Raw genomic sequence first — 17,916 nt, forward strand, 5'->3', positions numbered from 1 at the left:
GTCGGCTATTAAGCGCAATATCAGATTGCCATCTCTTAATAGCACATCAATGGCCGGTCAAAATTGTGGCGGTACATTGGCGATCTAATCCCGACATAAAGATTTTGAATCCGTTTCTAAACCTATTATAAAGACGCCACGCAACGGATTGCCGGGTCTCCCTCAGGTAATCCGGCTCCTTTGCCACACGGTTCGTCCGGTTGCGCGTAGTGAGACTTCTGCCCAGTAAGCGCCTGAACGACTTAATTAACCTCCCGCTACTTTTTTAAAGGCTCCGGCCTTTAGAAGTATTAAGTTCCGGAGAGACTGTATGTCTATCACTGTATTTGCTGGTGCCCCTCGGGTACTTGTTCGTTCCATCGCACTCGCAGCGCTTTTCAGCGGTGTTGTTCTTACCGGTGAAGCAACCGCTGCTGTTGCAGTCAGCGCGTCTACCTCGACTGCCTTTACCTCGACCATCAACAAGTTCACCAGCAACGATTTCCTTAATGGTGTCTGGCGCCGTACAGCCGGCCTGTCCGTGCCGGCCACTTCAGCCTCCATCGCCGCATTGAAGCCGGGCGTGCAGATCAAGTTTGCCGACGGGCAGGTCCGCAAGATCACCAGGGTCTACAAAGTTGGCGTCAACCTCAGTGTGTATGTGGACGGCGGACTGCTTGACGGTTCCAAGGTAGGCGCACCTCGCACGGTCACTACGGTTGTACCGACCGCTGCAGCACCCAGTGCGCCTGCTACGGCTGCGCCGGTCACTACCGCCCCGGCAGTGACAGCGCCTACTACTGCTCCGGCCAGCAGTACCATCACCGCTTCCATGAACAGCTTTACCAACGCGGATTGGGAAAACGGCATTTACCGCAAGGCGGCGGGCTTCTCGATTCCGGATACCACTACAAACAAGGCCGCATTCGTGGTCGGTGCTTCGGTGAAGTTGGCTGACGGCCAGGTACGCAAGGTCGCCGCCGTCTATGACGTGGGTGCCCATCTTTCGGTGATGCTCAGCGGATCCACACTTTCAGCCGCCAGCGTTGGTTATCCGAAGACCATCAGCGTTGTCTCCGGCACTTCCGCCAGCACGCCGGTAGCCGCTGCCCCAACGCCAGCTCCTGTGGTCACGGCACCCGCTCCAGCACCGGCCCCCACTACACCGGTCGTCGGCAGCGGAAGCGGTATCGACCTGGTTGGCGTCAACTTTGGTTCGGGTGTATTCGATCCGGGCACCGTTCCTGGCATCTACAACAAGGGCTACACCTACGCTGACGAGTCTTACTACAAGCGTCACGCTGGTCTTGGCTTCAAGCTGGTACGCCTGGGCTTCCTCTGGGAACGCATTCAGCCCAAGCTCGGTACCGAGCTGGACGCAGCAGAGCTGGGCCGCATCAAGCAATCGCTGGACTATGCACAGAAGTACGGCATCAAGGTCATCCTTGATATGCACAACTACTACCGTTACTACGGCAAGGTCATCAATTCGCCAGAAGTACCGCGCGCGCAGTTCGCCGAAACCTGGCGCAAGATCGCCGTACAGGTTTCCAAGCACCCGGCGCTGTATGGCTACGGCTTGATGAACGAACCCTACAATACGGGTAACAACCTTTGGCCGCAGACTGCGCAGGCCGCTGGCCAGGCCATCCGCAAGGTCGACCCTAGCAAGTGGATCATGATTGCCGGAGACCGCTACTCCAGTGCCTTCCATTGGCAGAAGTACAACACCCAGCTGATCAACGATCCCTGGATGCGTGACCCGAAGAACAACCTGGTCTACGAAGCGCACCAGTATCTTGATAGCGACTATTCGGGCACCTATCGCAGCAAGACTGAAACCTTTGCACCCATGCTGGGTGTCGAGCGGGTCAAGCCGTGGGTCGAGTGGCTGAAGCAGAACAAGCTGCGTGGTTTCCTTGGTGAGCATGGCATCCCGGATTTCTCTCCGTCTGCCGTTGTCGCTACCGATAACCTGCTGGCCTACCTGAACCAGAACTGCATTCCGAGCACCTACTGGGCAGCCGGTCCACGCTGGGGTGAGAACATCATGGCGCTGGACGTAACCAGTGGTAAGCATCGACCTCAGTTGGCACCGCTGCAAAAGCATGCCGCAACGACAAAGACCTGCTCCACTATTGGTCCGCTGCAATAAAGATTGCTGGAACATCTAACGGGCCTTCGGGCCCGTTTTTTCTATTTACCGCCGTGGCATAACAATGCTGTTCGTCGGCTGCGGCTTCGCTCAGCTCTTCCGGGAAAAAAAGAATGCCTGGCATTGATACATACACAAGCTGCAACTTGCTCCGTTTAGTTTGATCGTACCGTTGCGCTTAAACACAGGCGTGATGCGGGGTACCCTCGTTTAATGTGCATATTGCCACTACCCGGCGTCTGCCGACTGGCTCGGGTACAGGCTTTCTATTTCCCGTAATGCCCTGCTTGGCGCCATCCAGAAAGTACGGAACTCAAAAAATTGCCCCCGGTCACCTTATATGTGCGCACCGAAATACACGGCTCGCGGCTAACCGCTCCTGCTGTGTCCCTACGGACCGTGGTCTTCCGGCCAAGCCATATTAAAGGTGAATCAAATGACTACACCCGACGAAGAAATCACTGGTTACGGTGGCCAACCTAAGACCGGCCCCAACTCCACGAGCAACACGACAGGCTCGACCAACCCATCTACCGGTTCTAGCGGTAGCCATTCTTCCGGACCGAACCCGGGTTCCAGCTCCGGCACAGGCTCGGCCGGGCATGCGGCCGAGGACGCCAAAGCAAAGGCCAAACAGGCTGGCGATCAGGTCAAAACTCAGGGCAAGAATCAATTGGAAGGCTATCGGGAAACCGCTGCCGATGAGATTGAAAAGGTTGCCCAGAGCGCAAAAGCCGCCGCTGATGAGCTGCAGGGCCAGGATCGTCTTGGCCTGTCCAGCTATGTCTCGGGCATGGCTCAAAGCATGGGCCAGTTTGCTGACGATCTGCGCGGCAAGAATGTCGACGAGATCCTGCAGGACGTGAATCGTCTGGCTCGCAACAATCCCGCGCTGTTTATCACCGGGAGCATTGCGCTTGGCTTCGGTCTGACCCGGTTCGCCCGGGCATCCGGCAAGCGAGCTGCTCAAGGGCAGTACGGCCATCACGATACCGCCAGCGACTTTGACAGCACCAACAGCGTAGCGAGCACAGGCAGCCACAGCTCGGCGCAGGCTGACCTCAACGATCGTTTGGATACCGGGCGACCCGGCACAATCGGTAGCGTCAGCAATGCGGGGGGTTCGTCCGCAACCAGCACGTCACGACCCACAACCGGAACAGGCACCGGCTCAGGTATAGGAACGGGCTCCGGTACCGGAGTTGGTTCCGGCCTCGGTGCGGGCTCGAGCAGCACGGGAACTGGCACAGGCGCCAATACCAGCAATGGGTTGGGCATTGGCTCCAATCCAGGCTCCAGTACTGGTTCTACAACTACCAGCCGCGATGGCAAGGGTACTGACGGAGGACTTTTCCCATGAGTGAAGCACGTAAGACAACGACCTCGACTTCGACAACAACCGTCGAGCCAGGGGTGCGCACTGACGATACGTCCGTGGGTGGGCTGCTTCGTCAGTTGACCCACGAGGTGCCATCCCTGATCACCAAGGAACTGGCGCTGGCGAAAGCTGAAGTGAGCGAGTCGATCCGAGCGACCAAGGCCGGCGCTGGTAGCGTCGCTACTGGTGGTGCAGTGCTTCTGGGCGGCTTCATCGTTCTGCTGATGTCCGCCGTATACGGCCTGAGCAACGTGGTGGAACCGTGGCTTGCCGCACTCATCGTTGGCGCTGTGGTGGTGGTTATCGGATTGATCATGGTGTCGGCAGGCAAGAAGAAGTTTCAGGCTTCTTCATTCAAGCCTGAGCGCACCATCCATTCGGTCAACAAGGATAAAGAAGCTGTCAAGGGGCACACATCATGAGTACACGCAATCAGATTGATGCCGAAGCGCAGAAGGATCCGGACGAGCTCGAGCGCGAGATCGACCAGACACGCACCGAGATCGGCAATATCGTCCATGCGCTGGAAAACAAGCTGTCTCCCGGTGAACTGATCGATACCGCGTTGGGATACGTCAAGGGTGGCGGCGGCGAGTTCTTTGGCAACCTGAGCAACACGGTCAAAGCCAATCCGGTACCAACCGTGCTGACCTCGATCGGTTTGATCTGGATGATGGCCGGGCAGAATCGCCAGCCTCATTCGAACGTAACCTCGACCGGTTACAACACCGGCTCGAGTGGGCCGTCGATGAGCGAAAAGCTGTCCGCCAAAACTTCAGGCATGAAGCAACAGGGGGCAGGGCTGAAAGAGAAAGCCAACCAGATGACTCAAAGCGTTTCGGAGTCGCTGGGCAATGCCCGTACTCGGGCCAGCGACTCGGGTCGCCAGGCTTCGACGCGACTGCGTGGTGGCGCTGATCGCGCACGTGGCGGATTCAACCAGCTTCTGCAAGAGCAACCGTTGGCGCTTGGCGCGATTGGCATTGCCATTGGTGCCCTGATTGCCGCTTCGGTACCACCCTCGCGTCGCGAAGACGAAATGCTGGGAGAGGCAAGCGACCGCATGACCGATCAGCTTCGGCACAAGGCGGAGGAGGGCTATCAGAAGGTCTCCGCCAAAGGTGAAGAAGTCGCGAACCAGGTCAAGCAGGACGTGAGCAATAGTGACGGCAATCGTTCGAATACCAATTCGACCGGCACCGGCACCTCGGGCTCGACCTCGGCAGGTATGTAAACGCTGCACGCTGCTCGACCTCGGTCGATAAGGCGCCAATCGCCGGTGCGGGCTTGAGTCCGTACCGGCGAAATTTCATAATATGCCGCCCGGCGCCGGTGTAGCTCAGTAGGTAGAGCAGCGCATTCGTAATGCGAAGGTCGGGGGTTCGACTCCTCTCACCGGCACCACTGATATCAAGGCTCGCAGCGATGCGGGCCTTTTTCGTTTCTGAATGGGGCTACGCCGGGGTTCACGAGATCGGGATCGGTTGGCCAGGGCCCGATTTGTGCTGTTACGACGTGGTGCGGCGTATGGCTTCTACGTCAGGCAAGGCATAAATGGGATGGCCGAAGCCATCAAGTTTGCTGGCTGGGCAATAGATAGAGGCGTTTTTGGTGCTGTGTTGGCGCGCCACAAGGCATCTGTCTGGTTAGCGGCTTCCAGCAGCCTGACGAATGCCCCTGTCAGCCTAACGGGCGTTCAATAGGTGGCTTGGCTGCGTCGATATCCAGATCCGCTGCTGTTCTCTTTTTTTTCGAAAACGTACCGAACAGCATGAGATTGAGTCTTCCGTAGCGTTCCACCATCTTTTTCAAAAGCACAGGCAAGGTCATCCCGACCAGCATGCTTGCGACGAACATCAGCCACTGGCTATCGATCGAGAGCCTGTTCAGGGCGATGCGGGTGCCAGCAGTTCCGAATACGTGGAACAGGTAGATCTCGAAAGAGTAATAACCCAGCCAAGCAAGTGGCGCGAAGAAGAAGCGGCGAGCGATCAACAGATAGATGGCCGCCAGGCCGAGCAGGGTCCCGACTGCCGTAGTTTCCATCTCGTCGAGCGATATGGCTGCCAGAAGCTCTGCCTGGTCGATGAGTACTACCGTGATTAGCAGCGCGCCGATCGCAGCGAGACTCGAGGGGGTGATGTATTGCTTGGGGAAGCGGCAGAGTGCCATGCCCAGCAGGAAGGAGGGTAACAGCCTCACCGCGCTGCTCAGGCTGAAGAATCCAGGGAAGGCGTCGGAATAGAGCGATGTGCCAGTTGCAATCGCGAGGGCGGCCAGCAGTGCCTTGGGGGAGTCGAGCCAACCCATTTTCTCCAGCAGCGAGACCAGGATGAAAATGCAAAAGACGGCTTGCAGGAACCAGAAGTGAGCGTAGCCGGAGAAGTAGATGCCTGGCAGTTCGCTCCACGAGCGTGTGTTGTTGGTACCCGGCACCAGCATCTGGGAAATGAAGAACAGGGTTGATACGACAAACAACGGGACGATGATCCGTCGTACCTTGCCTGAGTAGAAGTGCGACAGTGAGGTAGCTTTGCCTACCGGACGTAGGGCATAAACGAAGCCGGAGATGGCCGTGAATAGCGGCATGCGAACGTCGATCAGGGAGTCGTACAGATAGCGAAGCGCCGAGTCGTCGGCTACTTCCATACCGCGCGTCGATGTATAGCCGATCACATGTCCCGCAACCATCAGAAACAGCGCCAGGCCCCTGATGGTTTCTATTTCAAGGTCCCTGCTCCGGACGTTGCTTGCCATTGGCCGTCGTTCTCCTGTCGTGCTCGGCTCCCTTCAGGCTTTTCCACAAGGAACGTATGGATAGCTCTGACGATCAGGGCTGAGATTGTACGCCTGGAATTCAGTTCCGTTCGAAAAGGAACTTGCATCGTTCTTGGCGCCATAATCTGCCCAGCGGTCGCTAAGTACTAGAGAACCCATCGATCCGAGATCAGTGTGCCATCAATGCCGATGGCTTTTGTTCGTCTGCATCAGGCTGTGGGTCAGAGGTCGGTACCTCGTCATAGAGCGCAACCATATGATCAAGATTGGCCCTCACGCGGCCCTTCATGGCTTCGACAACGGCGCGGAGTTCGGTCCGTTGGGTGTCGCCGAAAACCTTGATCAGGTTGGTACCGATCTGGCTGATCTGAGGGACCTCGGCAAATCCGCAGGACTGCTTGGGTACCCAGGTTTCTAGAAAGCTGGACAACTTCACCACACGCTGCGGCAGCAACGCGATCTGCGGAACGGCATAGGCGAGCGCTGTGATTGCGCCGTGCAGGCTGGTGCCGCAATACAGTTTGCTGGTGGCTATGCAGTGGATGATGTCTTCGATCTTGCCGCTGTCGACACGGTAGGCACGCTCATCGCCAAGCAGGCTGTGCAGCTTGTCGAGTGGTTCGTCGTCGGAGTGACCGGGAGCCTTGCCGATGGTCAGCAATGCGATCTTCAGACCGGTATTGACGTTGAGTTCGGTCAGCTGCTGGGCAATGGCCTCGATGCGCCGCTTGGCGTGATGATCCGAGATATGGAAAACGATGTGGCCGGGCTCGGCGGGATCGGTCTGCTGCGCGAAGATATCGGATATGAGAATTGCGCTGTCCGGCACCAGGTTGTGTTCGACGCCGAGCTTGTCCAGTTCGGCCGAGGTCTCCCGGTCGCGTACCGACACATAGGTGCAGTCCTTGAGGTTGCGCTCGATTGCGTCATGGATCAGCGGCTTCTTGCGGCTGATCTCGTTTCCGCCGACGCTGTTGTACATCACCTTGTAGCCGGGCAGGTCGCGCTCGCCCAGAACGAGCGGAATGTCCGATGGAATCGAGGTGAACATTCGGCTGAGACGTATGAACGCCTTGTGGCCGATCAGATAGGGACTGGCCTTGATCGGGTAGTAGATCGCCTGCGGTGCCAGGTAGCCAATGATGCTTTCCCATTGGGCCGTCAGGCATTCGCCTCCGGCCACGATAAGCATGGTTTTCGACTGCTGGCGGGTGGCCTCCAGCGCCTTCTTCAAGGGAATGGTGGGCAGTGCACCGTAACTCGAGAGGTTGGACTTCTTGGTCGCGGCGACCAGCACGGAAAAACGGCCATCCGCTTCCAGATAATGCTTGAGAACGATTGCAAAGAGCAGGTCGCCATAGTTGTGCCGGTCATAGGCCCCGTAAGCAATTACCTTTACCCGGTCAGTCATGGCGTCGGACTCCTTTCGATGTTTTTGAACTGCACGTAGAGCAGGGTGTTCTTGATCGCCAGCGCGACAGCCGTCGCGAAACAGGCGCCGTTGACGCCGTAACGTGGGATCAGGATCAGGTTGAGGACCAGATTGATCACGCAGGCGGCGATGTTGTTATGCAGGTAGCGCCGGTGGTTGCCGGTCATGGTCATGAAGATCCCCAGCGGACCCGCCGCCAGCACAAAGAAATACCCAACGGCCAGTACCAGCAGCGGATAGACGCCTTGCTCTCGATACTCAGGGCCGAACACGGCGAGGATGTACTCACGCAGCAGGCCGATCGCGAGCAAGATCATCAGCGCCAGGGCCAGCATGAAGCGCGAGTATTTGCGGACGATGGCAAAGGCGCCGGCACGATCGTTTCGTGCCCAACGCTTGGATATATCCGGGGCAATGGTGCCGTTGATGATGAACAGCAGCGTGGTCGAGAGTGCCGCAATCTTGGCGGCGATGTAGTAGACGCTGACTTCGCTGGCCGAGCGCAACACCCCGAGCAGCAAGGTGTCGGAGAGCTCGATGATGCTGTTCATGATGGCGATCAGCATCAGTGGTACGCAAAGAACGAGCATCGTGCGCCAGCCGAGTGCAGGCTCCGATCCCGAACTGGGTAGGCTGGTGCGGGCACGCCAGATCGAACCGAGAATGGCCAACCCATAGCTGGCCACGAAGCAGGTTACCACTGTGGTCAGGTCGTTCCCGGTGATGGCCACCAGAAGCAGGGTCAGCGCCGGCTGGAATGCGGTCTGCCAGAACAGCCCTTCGCTGGTCTTGTGTTTGGCTTTCAAGGTCTCGCTGGCGATGCTCAACAGCGACAGGCTAAGCGCGGTGACCGCGAACAGGACAGCCGCGTGAGCGAAATAGGGCTGTGTGGTCTTCGAGAAGTACACCACCGCCAGACCGATCAGAAACGCCGGGATGTTCATCAGGGCGCAGAGCATCAAGGCCCTGTCGAAATAACTGCGTTGCCTCTCGTCCTGTAACGAGGAAATCGTCTTCAGACAGGCAATGTCGAGGCCGAGCCTTGCAAGCAGTGAGAGAAAAATGCCAAGGGCCACGCAAAAGAACACGGTTCCGGCCAGCTCTGGGACCAGCAGGCGAGCCAGCAGGATGTTCAGGCCGAGCGTAGCGCCAGCGCCACTGCCTTTGGTCAGGATGAGTCTGGCGTACTTGACGAGGTCGGCTTTCATTCCTGGCTGGGGTGCGTCCGTGGCGTAGGCCGATTTCATCTGGTGCTCCTGCTGCCGCTGATCGCGACATGAACCATATCTGGCGTCCGGGTTGCAGCTGCCGTTGTTGTGAATGTGCTGAGTCAGCGATTCGCGGGTGGGCGGCCGATTGGTGCAAGCGGCCATCGGGCTGTGCAATGGCGACTCCATCAAGAGCGTCGAAGGGCGCGAAAGTTCCTCCCCGACGCACCCGCTGGCTTAATTCGCTGTTGGCTATCACTGCCCCAGGAATCCTGTCGCGCGGGCCGAACTCTTGCATGGTCGGGTCGTCCCACTTCTGACGGCTTCGACTTTAATCATCGCGGGGAGACTAAGCATGGGCATGCTGAATACGGGTGGCATCGGTGGCTTCGAGCTGCTGAAACGCACCTTCAAGGACTTCAGCAAGGACGACATGACCACCTATGCCTCGGCATTGGCCTACCGCGCCATCTTTTCGCTTTTTCCCTTCCTGCTTTTTCTGATCTCGCTGCTCGGGCTTCTGGATCTGCAGGAATTCTTTACCTGGCTGCGTGAGCAGGTATCGCTGGTGCTGCCACCCGATGCCCTCGATCTCGTCAATCCTGTCATAGACGAGATGCAACAGCAGAAGAGCGGCTTCCTTTCCTTCGGGATACTGGTGGCGCTGTGGTCGGCGTCCATAGGCATCCGATCGCTGATGAATGCGATGAACAAGGCTTACGATGTCGAGGAGGGCCGTCCGACCTGGAAGCTGATCCTGCTGTCGGTCGTTTACACCATTGGCCTTGCATTGGTGCTGTTGGCAACCGCCGCCTTGATGATCATCGGCCCGCAGGTGATCGAATGGCTGGCGGACCAGGTAGGGCTTAAGGACATCGTGGTCACGCTGTGGACCTGGTTGCGCTGGCCGGTTGTCGTGATCCTGATGATGCTGGTCCTGGCGGTGCTGTATTACGTCACGCCAGACGTGGAGCAGCAGTTCCGCTTCATTACGCCAGGGTCCGTCCTCGCTGTGATCGTCTGGATCGCCGCGTCCGTAGCCTTTGGTATCTATGTGCAGAATTTCGGCAACTATGACGCGACCTATGGAAGCATCGGGGCGGTCATCGTACTGCTGCTGTATTTCTATATTTCCGCTGCAGTACTGCTATTTGGCGCAGAGATGAACGCGGTGATCGAGCATGCTTCGGTCGAAGGCAAGGGCCATGGGGAAAAGCGCGTGGAGGGTTAGCGTCGTGAAGGTGCCTGTCAGCGAATAGGCTGATATCGCTGGCGAACAACCGCCTGGGTCGGTGGTCCATTGATTTCATTGCAGAATCTTTCGGGCAGTGGCCGGGCATCCGTCCGCCAGGCAGGCGGCTGATCACCGCTGGCTGACACCGTCTCCCAAGGTTCTGCATCGAGATCTCACGGAGACGCTCCACTTTGCATATCGCTGACATGACCATGTTCTACGCACCCGCCAGCGGCGGTGTGCGCACCTATCTCGAAGCCAAGCACCGCCGTTTGCAGCAATACGCAGGCGTCCGCCACAGCATCCTCGTGCCTGGCGACAGCTATAGCCATAACGGCGGCATCTACCAGATCCCGGCTCCGGCGCTGCCGTTCGGTAAGGGTTACCGTTTCCCGGTTCGGCGTGCCCCTTGGCGTAATCAGCTGCGCGCCTTGCGCCCTGACGTGATCGAAGTCGGCGACCCCTACATGACCGCCTGGGCAGCGCTGGATGCCGGCCGGCGTCTGGATGTGCCGGTGATCGGCTTCTACCATTCCGACCTGCCGCTGCTGGTCAGCAACCGTATCGGCGGCTGGCTGGGTACCAACATGAACGGCTACGTCTCGCGGCTCTATGGCAGCTTCGACCGAGTGCTGGCGCCAAGCCGTGTGATGGCGGAAAAATTGCTCTCGCTGGGAGTCGACAACGTCTATGTCCAGCCGCTGGGTGTGGATCTGGATACCTTCCAGCCTGGCCGGCGCGACCCCGCGATCCGCCACGAGCTGGGCCTGGATGACGATACCCGGCTGATGATCTTTGCCGGCAGGGGCTCGCGCGAAAAGAACCTGGATGTCCTGCTGGATACCGCGCGACTGCTTGGCAAGCCCTATCACCTCCTGCTGGTGGGCTCGAGCATGCCGCATCGCGTGCCGTCCAACGTGTCGGTGATCGACCGCTTCTGTCCAGCGGCCGATGTTGCGCGCTACATGGCCAGCAGTGATGTATTGCTGCATGCCGGCAATCAGGAAACCTTTGGCCTGGTGGCGCTCGAAGCCATGGCCAGCGGTATTCCAGTCATTGCCACCCGTGCCGGTGCGCTTCCCGAGCTGGTGCCGTTTCACACTGGCCGGCTCTGTCGGCCGCTGGACCCGCTGGCGATGGCGCAGACCGTACGCGAGCTGTTCGAAGACGACCCGAGGCTGCTGGGTATGCAGGCTCGTCAGCATGTCGAGGCGCATCATGCCTGGGATGCGGTTGTCGCCGGGCTGCTGGCGCACTATCACGCTGTGCTGGGCACCGTCGAGCTGCCGGTTGCCGTGCATGGCTGAGCGCAGCCTGATGCTGGTGCTGCATGATGTGGCACCGGAAACCTGGCCCGACTATGAACCCTTCGTCCAGGCGGTCGATGCGCTTGGCCAGGTACCGATCTGCTGGCTGGTGGTGCCCGATTTTCACCGCCGCAATCGGCTGGAAGACCATGTCAGGTTTCGCGCCATGCTCGAGGGGCGGCTGGCTCGTGGTGACGAACTGATTCTTCATGGCTGTTACCACGCAGATGAAGCGCCCGCGCCGCGTACCCCGCGTGATTGGTTCATGCGTAGAGTGTTTACCCATGAAGGCGAGTTTTACCCGCTGGACCGGGACGAGTCGGCCAGGCGCCTCGAACAGGGAATTGGGCTGTTTGAGAGAAACGGGTGGCCGTTACACGGCTTCGTTGCACCGGCCTGGTTGTTAGGCACGGGTGCTCGCCAGGCCCTGGCAGCGACCGATTTGATCTATACCAGCGATCCGGCACACTTCTATCTATTGCCAGACTACCGGGCAATCGATGCGCCGGGCCTGGTCTGGAGTGCACGCAGTGCCTGGCGCCGAGGCATGTCGCGGTTGGTCAGCGAGAAGATGCTCAACCGGCATCGGCAGGGACCGCTACTGAGGCTGGGTTTGCATCCGGTCGACATGCGCCACGAATTCTCTCATCGATACTGGCTTGATCTGTTGATACGGCTGCTCAAAGACGGGCGTGAACCGGTAACCAAGATCGATTGGCTGATTCGCCATGGGCGTATTGAGAGCATCGCGGCGTGAGCGGGCGGTGGTGGCTGTTGTTCTGCGGATTGCTGATGGCGGCTCTGGTTCCGATCCTGTTGGGCGGCAGCGGCCTGTTCGAGCGGCTCGTTGCTTTTCCGCCGGGGCTGCTGCTGCTCATGCTTGGCATGATCATGCTGGGCTGGTATCTCAACGCACTGCGGCTACGGCTGCTGGTTGGGCGCCGTCGCCTCGGTCAGCAGCGCGCATTCGGTATCGTGATCGCCACTGAGTTCGCCATCTGCGCCACGCCCGGCGGCGCCGGCGGGCCGCTGACCTTGATGGCCTTGCTGCTGCGTCAGGGCGTGGCACCGGCAAAGGGCACAGCGACTTATGCCGTCGAGCAGCTGGCGGACCTGCTGTTTTTTTTCTGCGCGCTGGCGGGGGTACTGATCTATGCAGTGACCCATTCGCTGAACGCCTACATCGGCAGCCTGCTGGGCTTCAGCGCGGCCCTGCTGGTCGGAGTCATGGTGCTGCTGGCATTGCTCGGGCGCTTTCATCGTCAGGTGTTTCTGCTCAACGGCTGGCTGATCGGCCGTCTGGGCATGAAAGCCCCTCGCAAACGCTACTGGGCGCGGAAGGTACTGAGTTTCCGCAATGCGTTACTGGAGTGTTTCCGACTGCCAAAGTCGATTCTGCTCTGGGTGTTCCTGCTCACCACGCTGCACTGGCTGCTGCGCTACAGCGTGCTTTATCTCACGTTGTATGGGCTTGGAAGCCAGCTTGCCTGGGCGTGGACCTTTATCGTGCAGTTGCTGGCACTGACCGCAGGACAGTTGAGCCTGCTGCCCGGTGGGGCGGGGAGTGCAGAGCTGGCGTCCGCGGCCTTGCTTGCACCACTGGTAGGCAAACCGACCGCTGCGGCGGCTATCATGATCTGGCGTTTCGTGACCTTCTACTTCTATCTCATCGCTGGCGCGCCGGTGTTTCTGCACCTTGCCGGACGCCCGCTGTTCAATCATCTGGTGCAGGCCCGCAAGGGTTGAGCGTCCCGCCTATATCGACATCTGAACGGCTACCGCTCCTCGGGAAAGCGAAACTATCCAGCGGTTCGCTTGGTCCACTTAACGTAACCAACGGAAAAGAGGAAACGCCATGAGCAGTACCGAAGACAAGATGAAAGGCAACCTCAATGAAGCTGTCGGCAAGGCCAAGCAGGGTCTGGGCGAGGCGACCGACAATGAGCGCATGAAGGGCGAAGGCCAGCGTCAAGAAGTCAAAGGTGACGCTCAGCAAGTCAAAGGCGAAGCCAAAGATACGGTAAAGAAAGGCGTCGATGGCGTCTGATTGACTGGAATAAAAAATGCCCGCTTCGTGCGGGCATTTTTTTGGACGTTAGCGCTCCAGATACTGCAGCTTGTCCTTCACGCCATCCCACTCTTCAGCATCGGGCAGCGAGTCCTTCTTCTCGGTAATGTTCGGCCAGATATCCGCCAGGTCGGCGTTCAGCTGGATGTATTCCTGCTGATCATCTGGCACCTCGTCCTCCGAGAAGATCGCCTGGGCAGGGCATTCGGGTTCACAGAGCGCACAGTCGATGCACTCATCCGGATGGATTACCAGGAAGTTCGGGCCTTCGTAGAAGCAATCGACTGGGCAGACTTCCACGCAGTCGGTGTATTTGCACTTGATGCAGTTGTCGGTGACGACGAAGGTCATTTCTAGCTATCTCCTCGGGCGTGTCAGGTGGCGTTGCAATGACGCCCCCGTTCGGCGGGGCTATGGCGGCACCAGGCAAATGCCGCACATATCCAAAAATGCGCGCGATTCTATCAGCTTTTGCAGCGGTCAGACTCGCGTTTTCAGGTTGTATAGCAGGTCCAGCGCCTGGCGCGGGGTCATATCATCGGGATTGATCCGCCCCAATTCCTCTACGACCGGATGCGGCAGGCTTGCAAACAGGTCGTTCTGCATGGGTGGTGCAGGTTCGCCGGCAGCTATTTTCGGTTTTTCATGTGCCAGGCTGGTGGTTTCCAGCCGCGACAGATGGTCGCGTGCGCGCTGAATGACCTCGCCAGGGACGCCGGCCAGCTGTGCCACTGCCAGTCCGTAGCTCTGGCTCGCCGGGCCCGGCAAGACGTGATGCAGAAAAACGATCCGCTCGTTGTGCTCGGTAGCCGACAGATGCACATTGGCCACAACCGGCTCGCTTTCCGGCAGCACGGTCAGCTCGAAGTAGTGGGTGGCGAAGAGAGTAAAGGCGCGCAGCTTGGCCAGATGCTCGGCGGCGGCCCAGGCCAGGGAAAGGCCGTCGAAGGTGCTGGTGCCGCGGCCGACTTCATCCATCAGCACCAGGCTGCGATCGCTTGCGTTGTGCAGGATGTTGGCGGTTTCGCTCATCTCCACCATGAAGGTGGAGCGGCCGCCGGCCAGGTCGTCCGACGAACCGATACGGGTAAAGATGCGGTCGACCAGCGACAGTTCGCAGGTCTTGGCCGGCACGAAGCTGCCGATCTGCGCCAGCAGCACGATTAGCGCCGTTTGGCGCATGTAGGTCGACTTGCCGCCCATGTTCGGGCCGGTGATGACCAGCATGCGGGTGTCATCGTCGAGCTGGAGATCGTTGGCAACGAAAGGCGTTTGCAGCACCTGCTCGACTACCGGATGGCGGCCCTGCTCGATTACAAGGCATGGATGCTCGACGAAGCGCGGACGGTTCAGGTCCAGCGCCAATGCCCGTTCGGCCAGGTTGCTCAGCACGTCCAGTTCAGCCAGTGCTGCGGCACTGTCCTGCAGCGGGGCGAGGTGCTCGATAAGCTGCTCCAGCAATTCTTCGTAGAGTTGCTTTTCACGGGCCAGGGCACGGCTCTTGGCCGATAGCGCCTTGTCTTCGAATTCTTTCAGTTCCGGCGTAATGAAGCGCTCGGCACCCTTGAGTGTCTGGCGGCGGATGTAGTCGGCCGGGGCGGATTCTGCCTGCTTGCTTGGCAGCTCGATGAAATAACCGTGCACGCGGTTGTAGCCAACCTTGAGATTGGCCAGGCCGGTACGGGCTTTTTCCCGCGTCTCCAGGTCCATGAGGTATTGGCCAGCGTTCTCCGAAAGCGACTGCAGCTCGTCCAGCTCGGCGTCGTAACCGGTTTTCAGGACGCCGCCGTCGCGAATCACGGCAGGCGGATTGTCTGTGATCGCCCTTGCGAGCAGCGCCGCGAGCTCCGGGTAGGTGCGGATGATCGTCGCCAGCTGGTTGAGGTGCGGTGCCACCAGTTCGCGCAGCCCCTCCTGAAGCTGTGGCAGGGCTGCGAGCGCATCCCGCAGGCGTGCCAGGTCGCGTGGACGGGCATTGCGCAGGCCGATGCGGGCAAGGATGCGTTCGAGATCGCCGATGTCCTTCAGCTGTGGCTGGATCTGCTCGAAGCGGTAATGATCGAGCAGGCAGGTGATCGAATCCTGACGGGCTTCGAGAACGCTGCGGTCCCGCAGCGGGCGGTTCAGCCAGCGGCTGAGTAGTCGACTACCCATGGCAGTCTGGCAGCGGTCGACCACCGATTGCAGGGTGTTGTCGCGTCCGCCTCCAAGGTTGATGTCCAGCTCCAGGTTGCGTCGGGTTGCGCCGTCAAGGATGACGGTGTCGTCGAGGCGCTCGTGGCGCAGGCTGCGCAAGTGGTGCAGGGCGGTGCGTTGGGTCTCCTTGGCATAGGTCAGCAGGCAACCTGCAGCACCGATCGCCAGGGTCAGCTTCTCGCAGCCGAAGCCTTTCAGGTCCTGCGTGCCAAATTGCTGGCAGAGGCCCTTGAAGGCACTGTCGCGGTCGAAGTCCCAGGGTGCACGGCGCCGCACGCCACGACGCTTTTCGAGCGGAAGGTTGGCCGGCCAGTCATCAGGGATCATCAGTTCAGCTGGATTTAGGCGTTCCACCTCGGCCAGCAGGGTTTCCCAGCCGCCGAACTCCTGGACGCTGAAGCGGCCGCTGGTAATGTCCAGTACAGCCAGTCCGAACAGCTTTTCATCGCCGACCAGAGCTGCGAGGAGGTTGTCGCGATGCTCGTCGAGCAGTGCCTCGTCACTGACCGTCCCTGGCGTGATGATTCGTACCACCTGGCGTTCTACCGGGCCCTTGCTCGTGGCCGGATCGCCGATCTGCTCGCATATCACCACCGACTCGCCAAGCTTGACCAGTCGGCTGAGATAGCCCTCGGCCGAGTGGAACGGAATCCCCGCCATGGGGATGGCGTTACCCCCGGACTGGCCGCGCGCGGTCAGCGTGATGTCCAGCAGCTTGGCAGCCTTCTTTGCATCTTCGTAGAACAGCTCGTAGAAATCACCCATGCGATAGAACATCAACTGGTCTGGATGCTCGCGCTTGAGCTTCCAGTATTGCTGCATCATGGGTGTGTGATGGGACAGATCGTGTGACATATGGCTCGATACTTGGAGGAGATGGGCGCAGGCGAGGCTCTATCCGGGCGATGTAATTGGCAGAGGCGGGTGGTCGATGCGCCGAACGAAACAAACCGGGAAGGTTATCATGGGCCACGCAGGGAGCGATGCGGCATCTTGGCAGCTGGCGCCTGCGTAGCGATCGGATTGAATAGCGCTCAGGGAGTAACTGATGACTGCTCTGCAAGGTGCGCCGGGCGCACCGACAAACCTGCTGGTTGTGGTCGTGGCCAATATCCTCGTCGTTGCGGTAGCGGTGGCCATTCACTATGAGTTTCTGTCCCGGCTCTCAGCCTACAAGCCGAGCCCGCACTTTCAGCACCGAGTAGGAATCGTCTTCGGTGTTTTTGGGGCTCTCACGGCGCATGCCGTCGAGGTCTGGGTATTTGCCTTCGCCTACTACTTCATGCATCACACGCCCGGCTGGGGCGAGCTGGCCGGCGAATTCGGTGGCAGCCTGCTGGACTGCGCCTACTTTTCCTTCACCACGTTCACCACGGTCGGTTTCGGGGATATCCACCCCGTCGGGCCTATTCGGTTCCTGACCGGTATCGAGGCCCTTACTGGGCTGGTGCTGATTACCTGGACCGCCTCGTTTCTGTTTCTGGAAATGCAGCGCCACTGGAAGGTCCGTTGAATCCATCCAGGTGGGCCTGCGGCTGGATGTGCTGACCTGCTGGAGGCCGGGCTGCTAAGGTAGGCATCCAACATCCAACATCCAACATCCAAATCTGGAGCTGCCATGTCCCGCGTGACCGATCTTGCCGCGCAGCTGGGCCGCGCACTACAGCAACAGTCGGCACAGGTAAGCACTGCCGAATCCTGTACTGGCGGAGGCATCGCCGAGGCCATCACCCGTGTCGCCGGCAGCTCGGCCTGGTTCGAGGCCGGTTTCGTCACCTATTCCAATGCGCAGAAAACCCGTCAGCTCCAGGTGCCGGCAAGCCTGTTCGCCGAGGTGGGAGCGGTCAGCCGCGAGGTGGTCGAGGCAATGGTGCGCGGCGCGCAGCAGGCCAGTGGTGCCCAATATGCGGTGGCCGTCAGCGGCGTTGCCGGGCCGGGAGGCGGATCGCCGGAAAAGCCGGTCGGCACCGTGTGGCTGGCCTGGGCCTCTGGTAAGGAGCGATTCGCCAAGCGGTTCAATTTCGACGGCAATAGGCAGGCCATCCGTGAACAGAGCATAGAGGCCGCGCTCGTCGGATTGATCCGGTTGGCAGCAGGAGAAAATCCGTTGGAGGACTAGGCGCTCGATTTTGCCTATGCTCTAATACTGTCTACTTATACAGTTGTCGTGGCCTCTGGCCC

Annotated in this window: 16 protein-coding genes and 1 tRNA gene; 12 read left to right on the forward strand and 5 right to left on the reverse strand. The window is 59.5% G+C overall.

The genetic code is table 11. From position 1 onward, the window contains the following. Positions 1-310: 310 nt before the first annotated feature. The 5 genes from AC4LFW_RS02925 to AC4LFW_RS02945 all read left to right on the forward strand — a co-directional run bounded on the left by AC4LFW_RS02925 (position 311) and on the right by AC4LFW_RS02945 (position 4,916). A complete protein-coding gene (locus AC4LFW_RS02925; RefSeq protein ID WP_491817654.1) occupies positions 311-2,134 on the forward strand; it encodes a glycoside hydrolase family 5 protein in 1,824 nt (607 codons plus the stop codon). 436 nt (positions 2,135-2,570) lie between these two features. Beyond that, positions 2,571-3,494 carry a hypothetical protein gene (locus AC4LFW_RS02930; protein WP_491817656.1) on the forward strand — a complete coding sequence of 308 codons (924 nt, stop codon included), beginning with the start codon at positions 2,571-2,573 and terminating at the stop codon, positions 3,492-3,494. Next, positions 3,491-3,934, forward strand: coding sequence for a phage holin family protein (locus tag AC4LFW_RS02935; RefSeq protein ID WP_491817658.1), 444 nt, complete (start codon positions 3,491-3,493; stop codon positions 3,932-3,934). The genes AC4LFW_RS02930 and AC4LFW_RS02935 overlap by 4 nt, the downstream gene beginning before the upstream one ends. Further along, positions 3,931-4,746, forward strand: a complete 816-nt coding sequence (locus AC4LFW_RS02940) for a DUF3618 domain-containing protein (protein WP_491817660.1) — start codon at positions 3,931-3,933, stop codon at positions 4,744-4,746. The genes AC4LFW_RS02935 and AC4LFW_RS02940 overlap by 4 nt, the downstream gene beginning before the upstream one ends. Before the next feature lie 94 nt (positions 4,747-4,840). Continuing rightward, positions 4,841-4,916: transfer RNA gene (locus AC4LFW_RS02945), tRNA-Thr, on the forward strand. 276 nt (positions 4,917-5,192) lie between these two features. Here AC4LFW_RS02945 and AC4LFW_RS02950 read toward each other — a convergent pair. The 3 genes from AC4LFW_RS02950 to AC4LFW_RS02960 form a co-directional block, all read right to left on the reverse strand. Then, on the reverse strand, positions 5,193-6,269 hold the full coding sequence (locus tag AC4LFW_RS02950) for an acyltransferase family protein (RefSeq protein WP_491817662.1): 1,077 nt from the start codon (positions 6,267-6,269) through the stop codon (positions 5,193-5,195). 190 nt (positions 6,270-6,459) lie between these two features. After that, entirely contained in the window at positions 6,460-7,701 is a 1,242-nt protein-coding gene (locus tag AC4LFW_RS02955; protein WP_491817664.1) for a polysaccharide pyruvyl transferase family protein, read from the reverse strand. Then, positions 7,698-8,969, reverse strand: coding sequence for a lipopolysaccharide biosynthesis protein (locus AC4LFW_RS02960; RefSeq protein ID WP_491817666.1), 1,272 nt, complete (start codon positions 8,967-8,969; stop codon positions 7,698-7,700). Before AC4LFW_RS02960 ends, AC4LFW_RS02955 begins: the two co-directional genes overlap by 4 nt. Positions 8,970-9,285: 316 nt before the next feature. On the opposite strand from AC4LFW_RS02960, the gene AC4LFW_RS02965 reads away from it, so the two are divergent. The 5 genes from AC4LFW_RS02965 to AC4LFW_RS02985 all read left to right on the forward strand — a co-directional run bounded on the left by AC4LFW_RS02965 (position 9,286) and on the right by AC4LFW_RS02985 (position 13,518). Continuing rightward, positions 9,286-10,161 carry a YihY/virulence factor BrkB family protein gene (locus AC4LFW_RS02965; RefSeq protein WP_491817667.1) on the forward strand — a complete coding sequence of 292 codons (876 nt, stop codon included), beginning with the start codon at positions 9,286-9,288 and terminating at the stop codon, positions 10,159-10,161. A gap of 194 nt (positions 10,162-10,355) precedes the next feature. Next, positions 10,356-11,471: an N-acetylglucosaminyl phosphatidylglycerol synthase gene (gpgS, locus tag AC4LFW_RS02970; protein ID WP_491817669.1), complete on the forward strand. Its 1,116-nt coding sequence runs from the start codon at positions 10,356-10,358 to the stop codon at positions 11,469-11,471. Then, entirely contained in the window at positions 11,464-12,228 is a 765-nt protein-coding gene (gpgD, locus tag AC4LFW_RS02975; RefSeq protein ID WP_491817671.1) for an N-acetylglucosaminyl phosphatidylglycerol deacetylase, read from the forward strand. Before gpgS ends, gpgD begins: the two co-directional genes overlap by 8 nt. Then, positions 12,225-13,217, forward strand: a complete 993-nt coding sequence (gene gpgF / locus AC4LFW_RS02980; RefSeq protein ID WP_491817673.1) for a glucosaminyl phosphatidylglycerol flippase — start codon at positions 12,225-12,227, stop codon at positions 13,215-13,217. Before gpgD ends, gpgF begins: the two co-directional genes overlap by 4 nt. 109 nt (positions 13,218-13,326) lie before the next feature. Further along, a complete protein-coding gene (locus tag AC4LFW_RS02985) occupies positions 13,327-13,518 on the forward strand; it encodes a CsbD family protein (RefSeq protein WP_491817675.1) in 192 nt (63 codons plus the stop codon). A 48-nt stretch (positions 13,519-13,566) separates the two neighbouring features. On the opposite strand, the gene fdxA is transcribed toward AC4LFW_RS02985, so the two are convergent. Both fdxA and mutS read right to left on the reverse strand, forming a co-directional pair. Then, positions 13,567-13,890 carry a ferredoxin FdxA gene (fdxA, locus tag AC4LFW_RS02990; RefSeq protein WP_491817676.1) on the reverse strand — a complete coding sequence of 108 codons (324 nt, stop codon included), beginning with the start codon at positions 13,888-13,890 and terminating at the stop codon, positions 13,567-13,569. A gap of 129 nt (positions 13,891-14,019) precedes the next feature. Beyond that, complete coding sequence (mutS, locus tag AC4LFW_RS02995; protein WP_491817678.1) at positions 14,020-16,590, reverse strand: DNA mismatch repair protein MutS; 2,571 nt, start codon at positions 16,588-16,590, stop codon at positions 14,020-14,022. Between the two features lie 232 nt (positions 16,591-16,822). Here mutS and AC4LFW_RS03000 point away from each other — a divergent pair, with 232 nt between their 5' ends. Both AC4LFW_RS03000 and AC4LFW_RS03005 read left to right on the forward strand, forming a co-directional pair. Beyond that, on the forward strand, positions 16,823-17,248 hold the full coding sequence (locus AC4LFW_RS03000; RefSeq protein WP_491820108.1) for a potassium channel family protein: 426 nt from the start codon (positions 16,823-16,825) through the stop codon (positions 17,246-17,248). 105 nt (positions 17,249-17,353) lie between these two features. After that, complete coding sequence (locus AC4LFW_RS03005; RefSeq protein ID WP_491817680.1) at positions 17,354-17,854, forward strand: CinA family protein; 501 nt, start codon at positions 17,354-17,356, stop codon at positions 17,852-17,854. Positions 17,855-17,916 lie beyond the last annotated feature (62 nt).

Source organism: Stutzerimonas sp. C6.4V (genome assembly GCF_058536345.1).

Coding starts and splice junctions, on each gene's coding strand:
- AC4LFW_RS02950 (WP_491817662.1), bottom strand. CDS start 6,269: ATGGCAAGCAACGTCCGGAGCAGGGACCTTGAAATAGAAACCATCAGG.
- AC4LFW_RS02925 (WP_491817654.1), top strand. CDS start 311: ATGTCTATCACTGTATTTGCTGGTGCCCCTCGGGTACTTGTTCGTTCC.
- fdxA (WP_491817676.1), bottom strand. CDS start 13,890: ATGACCTTCGTCGTCACCGACAACTGCATCAAGTGCAAATACACCGAC.
- AC4LFW_RS02940 (WP_491817660.1), top strand. CDS start 3,931: ATGAGTACACGCAATCAGATTGATGCCGAAGCGCAGAAGGATCCGGAC.
- gpgD (WP_491817671.1), top strand. CDS start 11,464: ATGGCTGAGCGCAGCCTGATGCTGGTGCTGCATGATGTGGCACCGGAA.
- AC4LFW_RS02930 (WP_491817656.1), top strand. CDS start 2,571: ATGACTACACCCGACGAAGAAATCACTGGTTACGGTGGCCAACCTAAG.
- AC4LFW_RS02955 (WP_491817664.1), bottom strand. CDS start 7,701: ATGACTGACCGGGTAAAGGTAATTGCTTACGGGGCCTATGACCGGCAC.
- AC4LFW_RS02960 (WP_491817666.1), bottom strand. CDS start 8,969: ATGAAATCGGCCTACGCCACGGACGCACCCCAGCCAGGAATGAAAGCC.
- AC4LFW_RS03005 (WP_491817680.1), top strand. CDS start 17,354: ATGTCCCGCGTGACCGATCTTGCCGCGCAGCTGGGCCGCGCACTACAG.
- AC4LFW_RS02985 (WP_491817675.1), top strand. CDS start 13,327: ATGAGCAGTACCGAAGACAAGATGAAAGGCAACCTCAATGAAGCTGTC.
- mutS (WP_491817678.1), bottom strand. CDS start 16,590: ATGTCACACGATCTGTCCCATCACACACCCATGATGCAGCAATACTGG.
- AC4LFW_RS02935 (WP_491817658.1), top strand. CDS start 3,491: ATGAGTGAAGCACGTAAGACAACGACCTCGACTTCGACAACAACCGTC.
- AC4LFW_RS02965 (WP_491817667.1), top strand. CDS start 9,286: ATGGGCATGCTGAATACGGGTGGCATCGGTGGCTTCGAGCTGCTGAAA.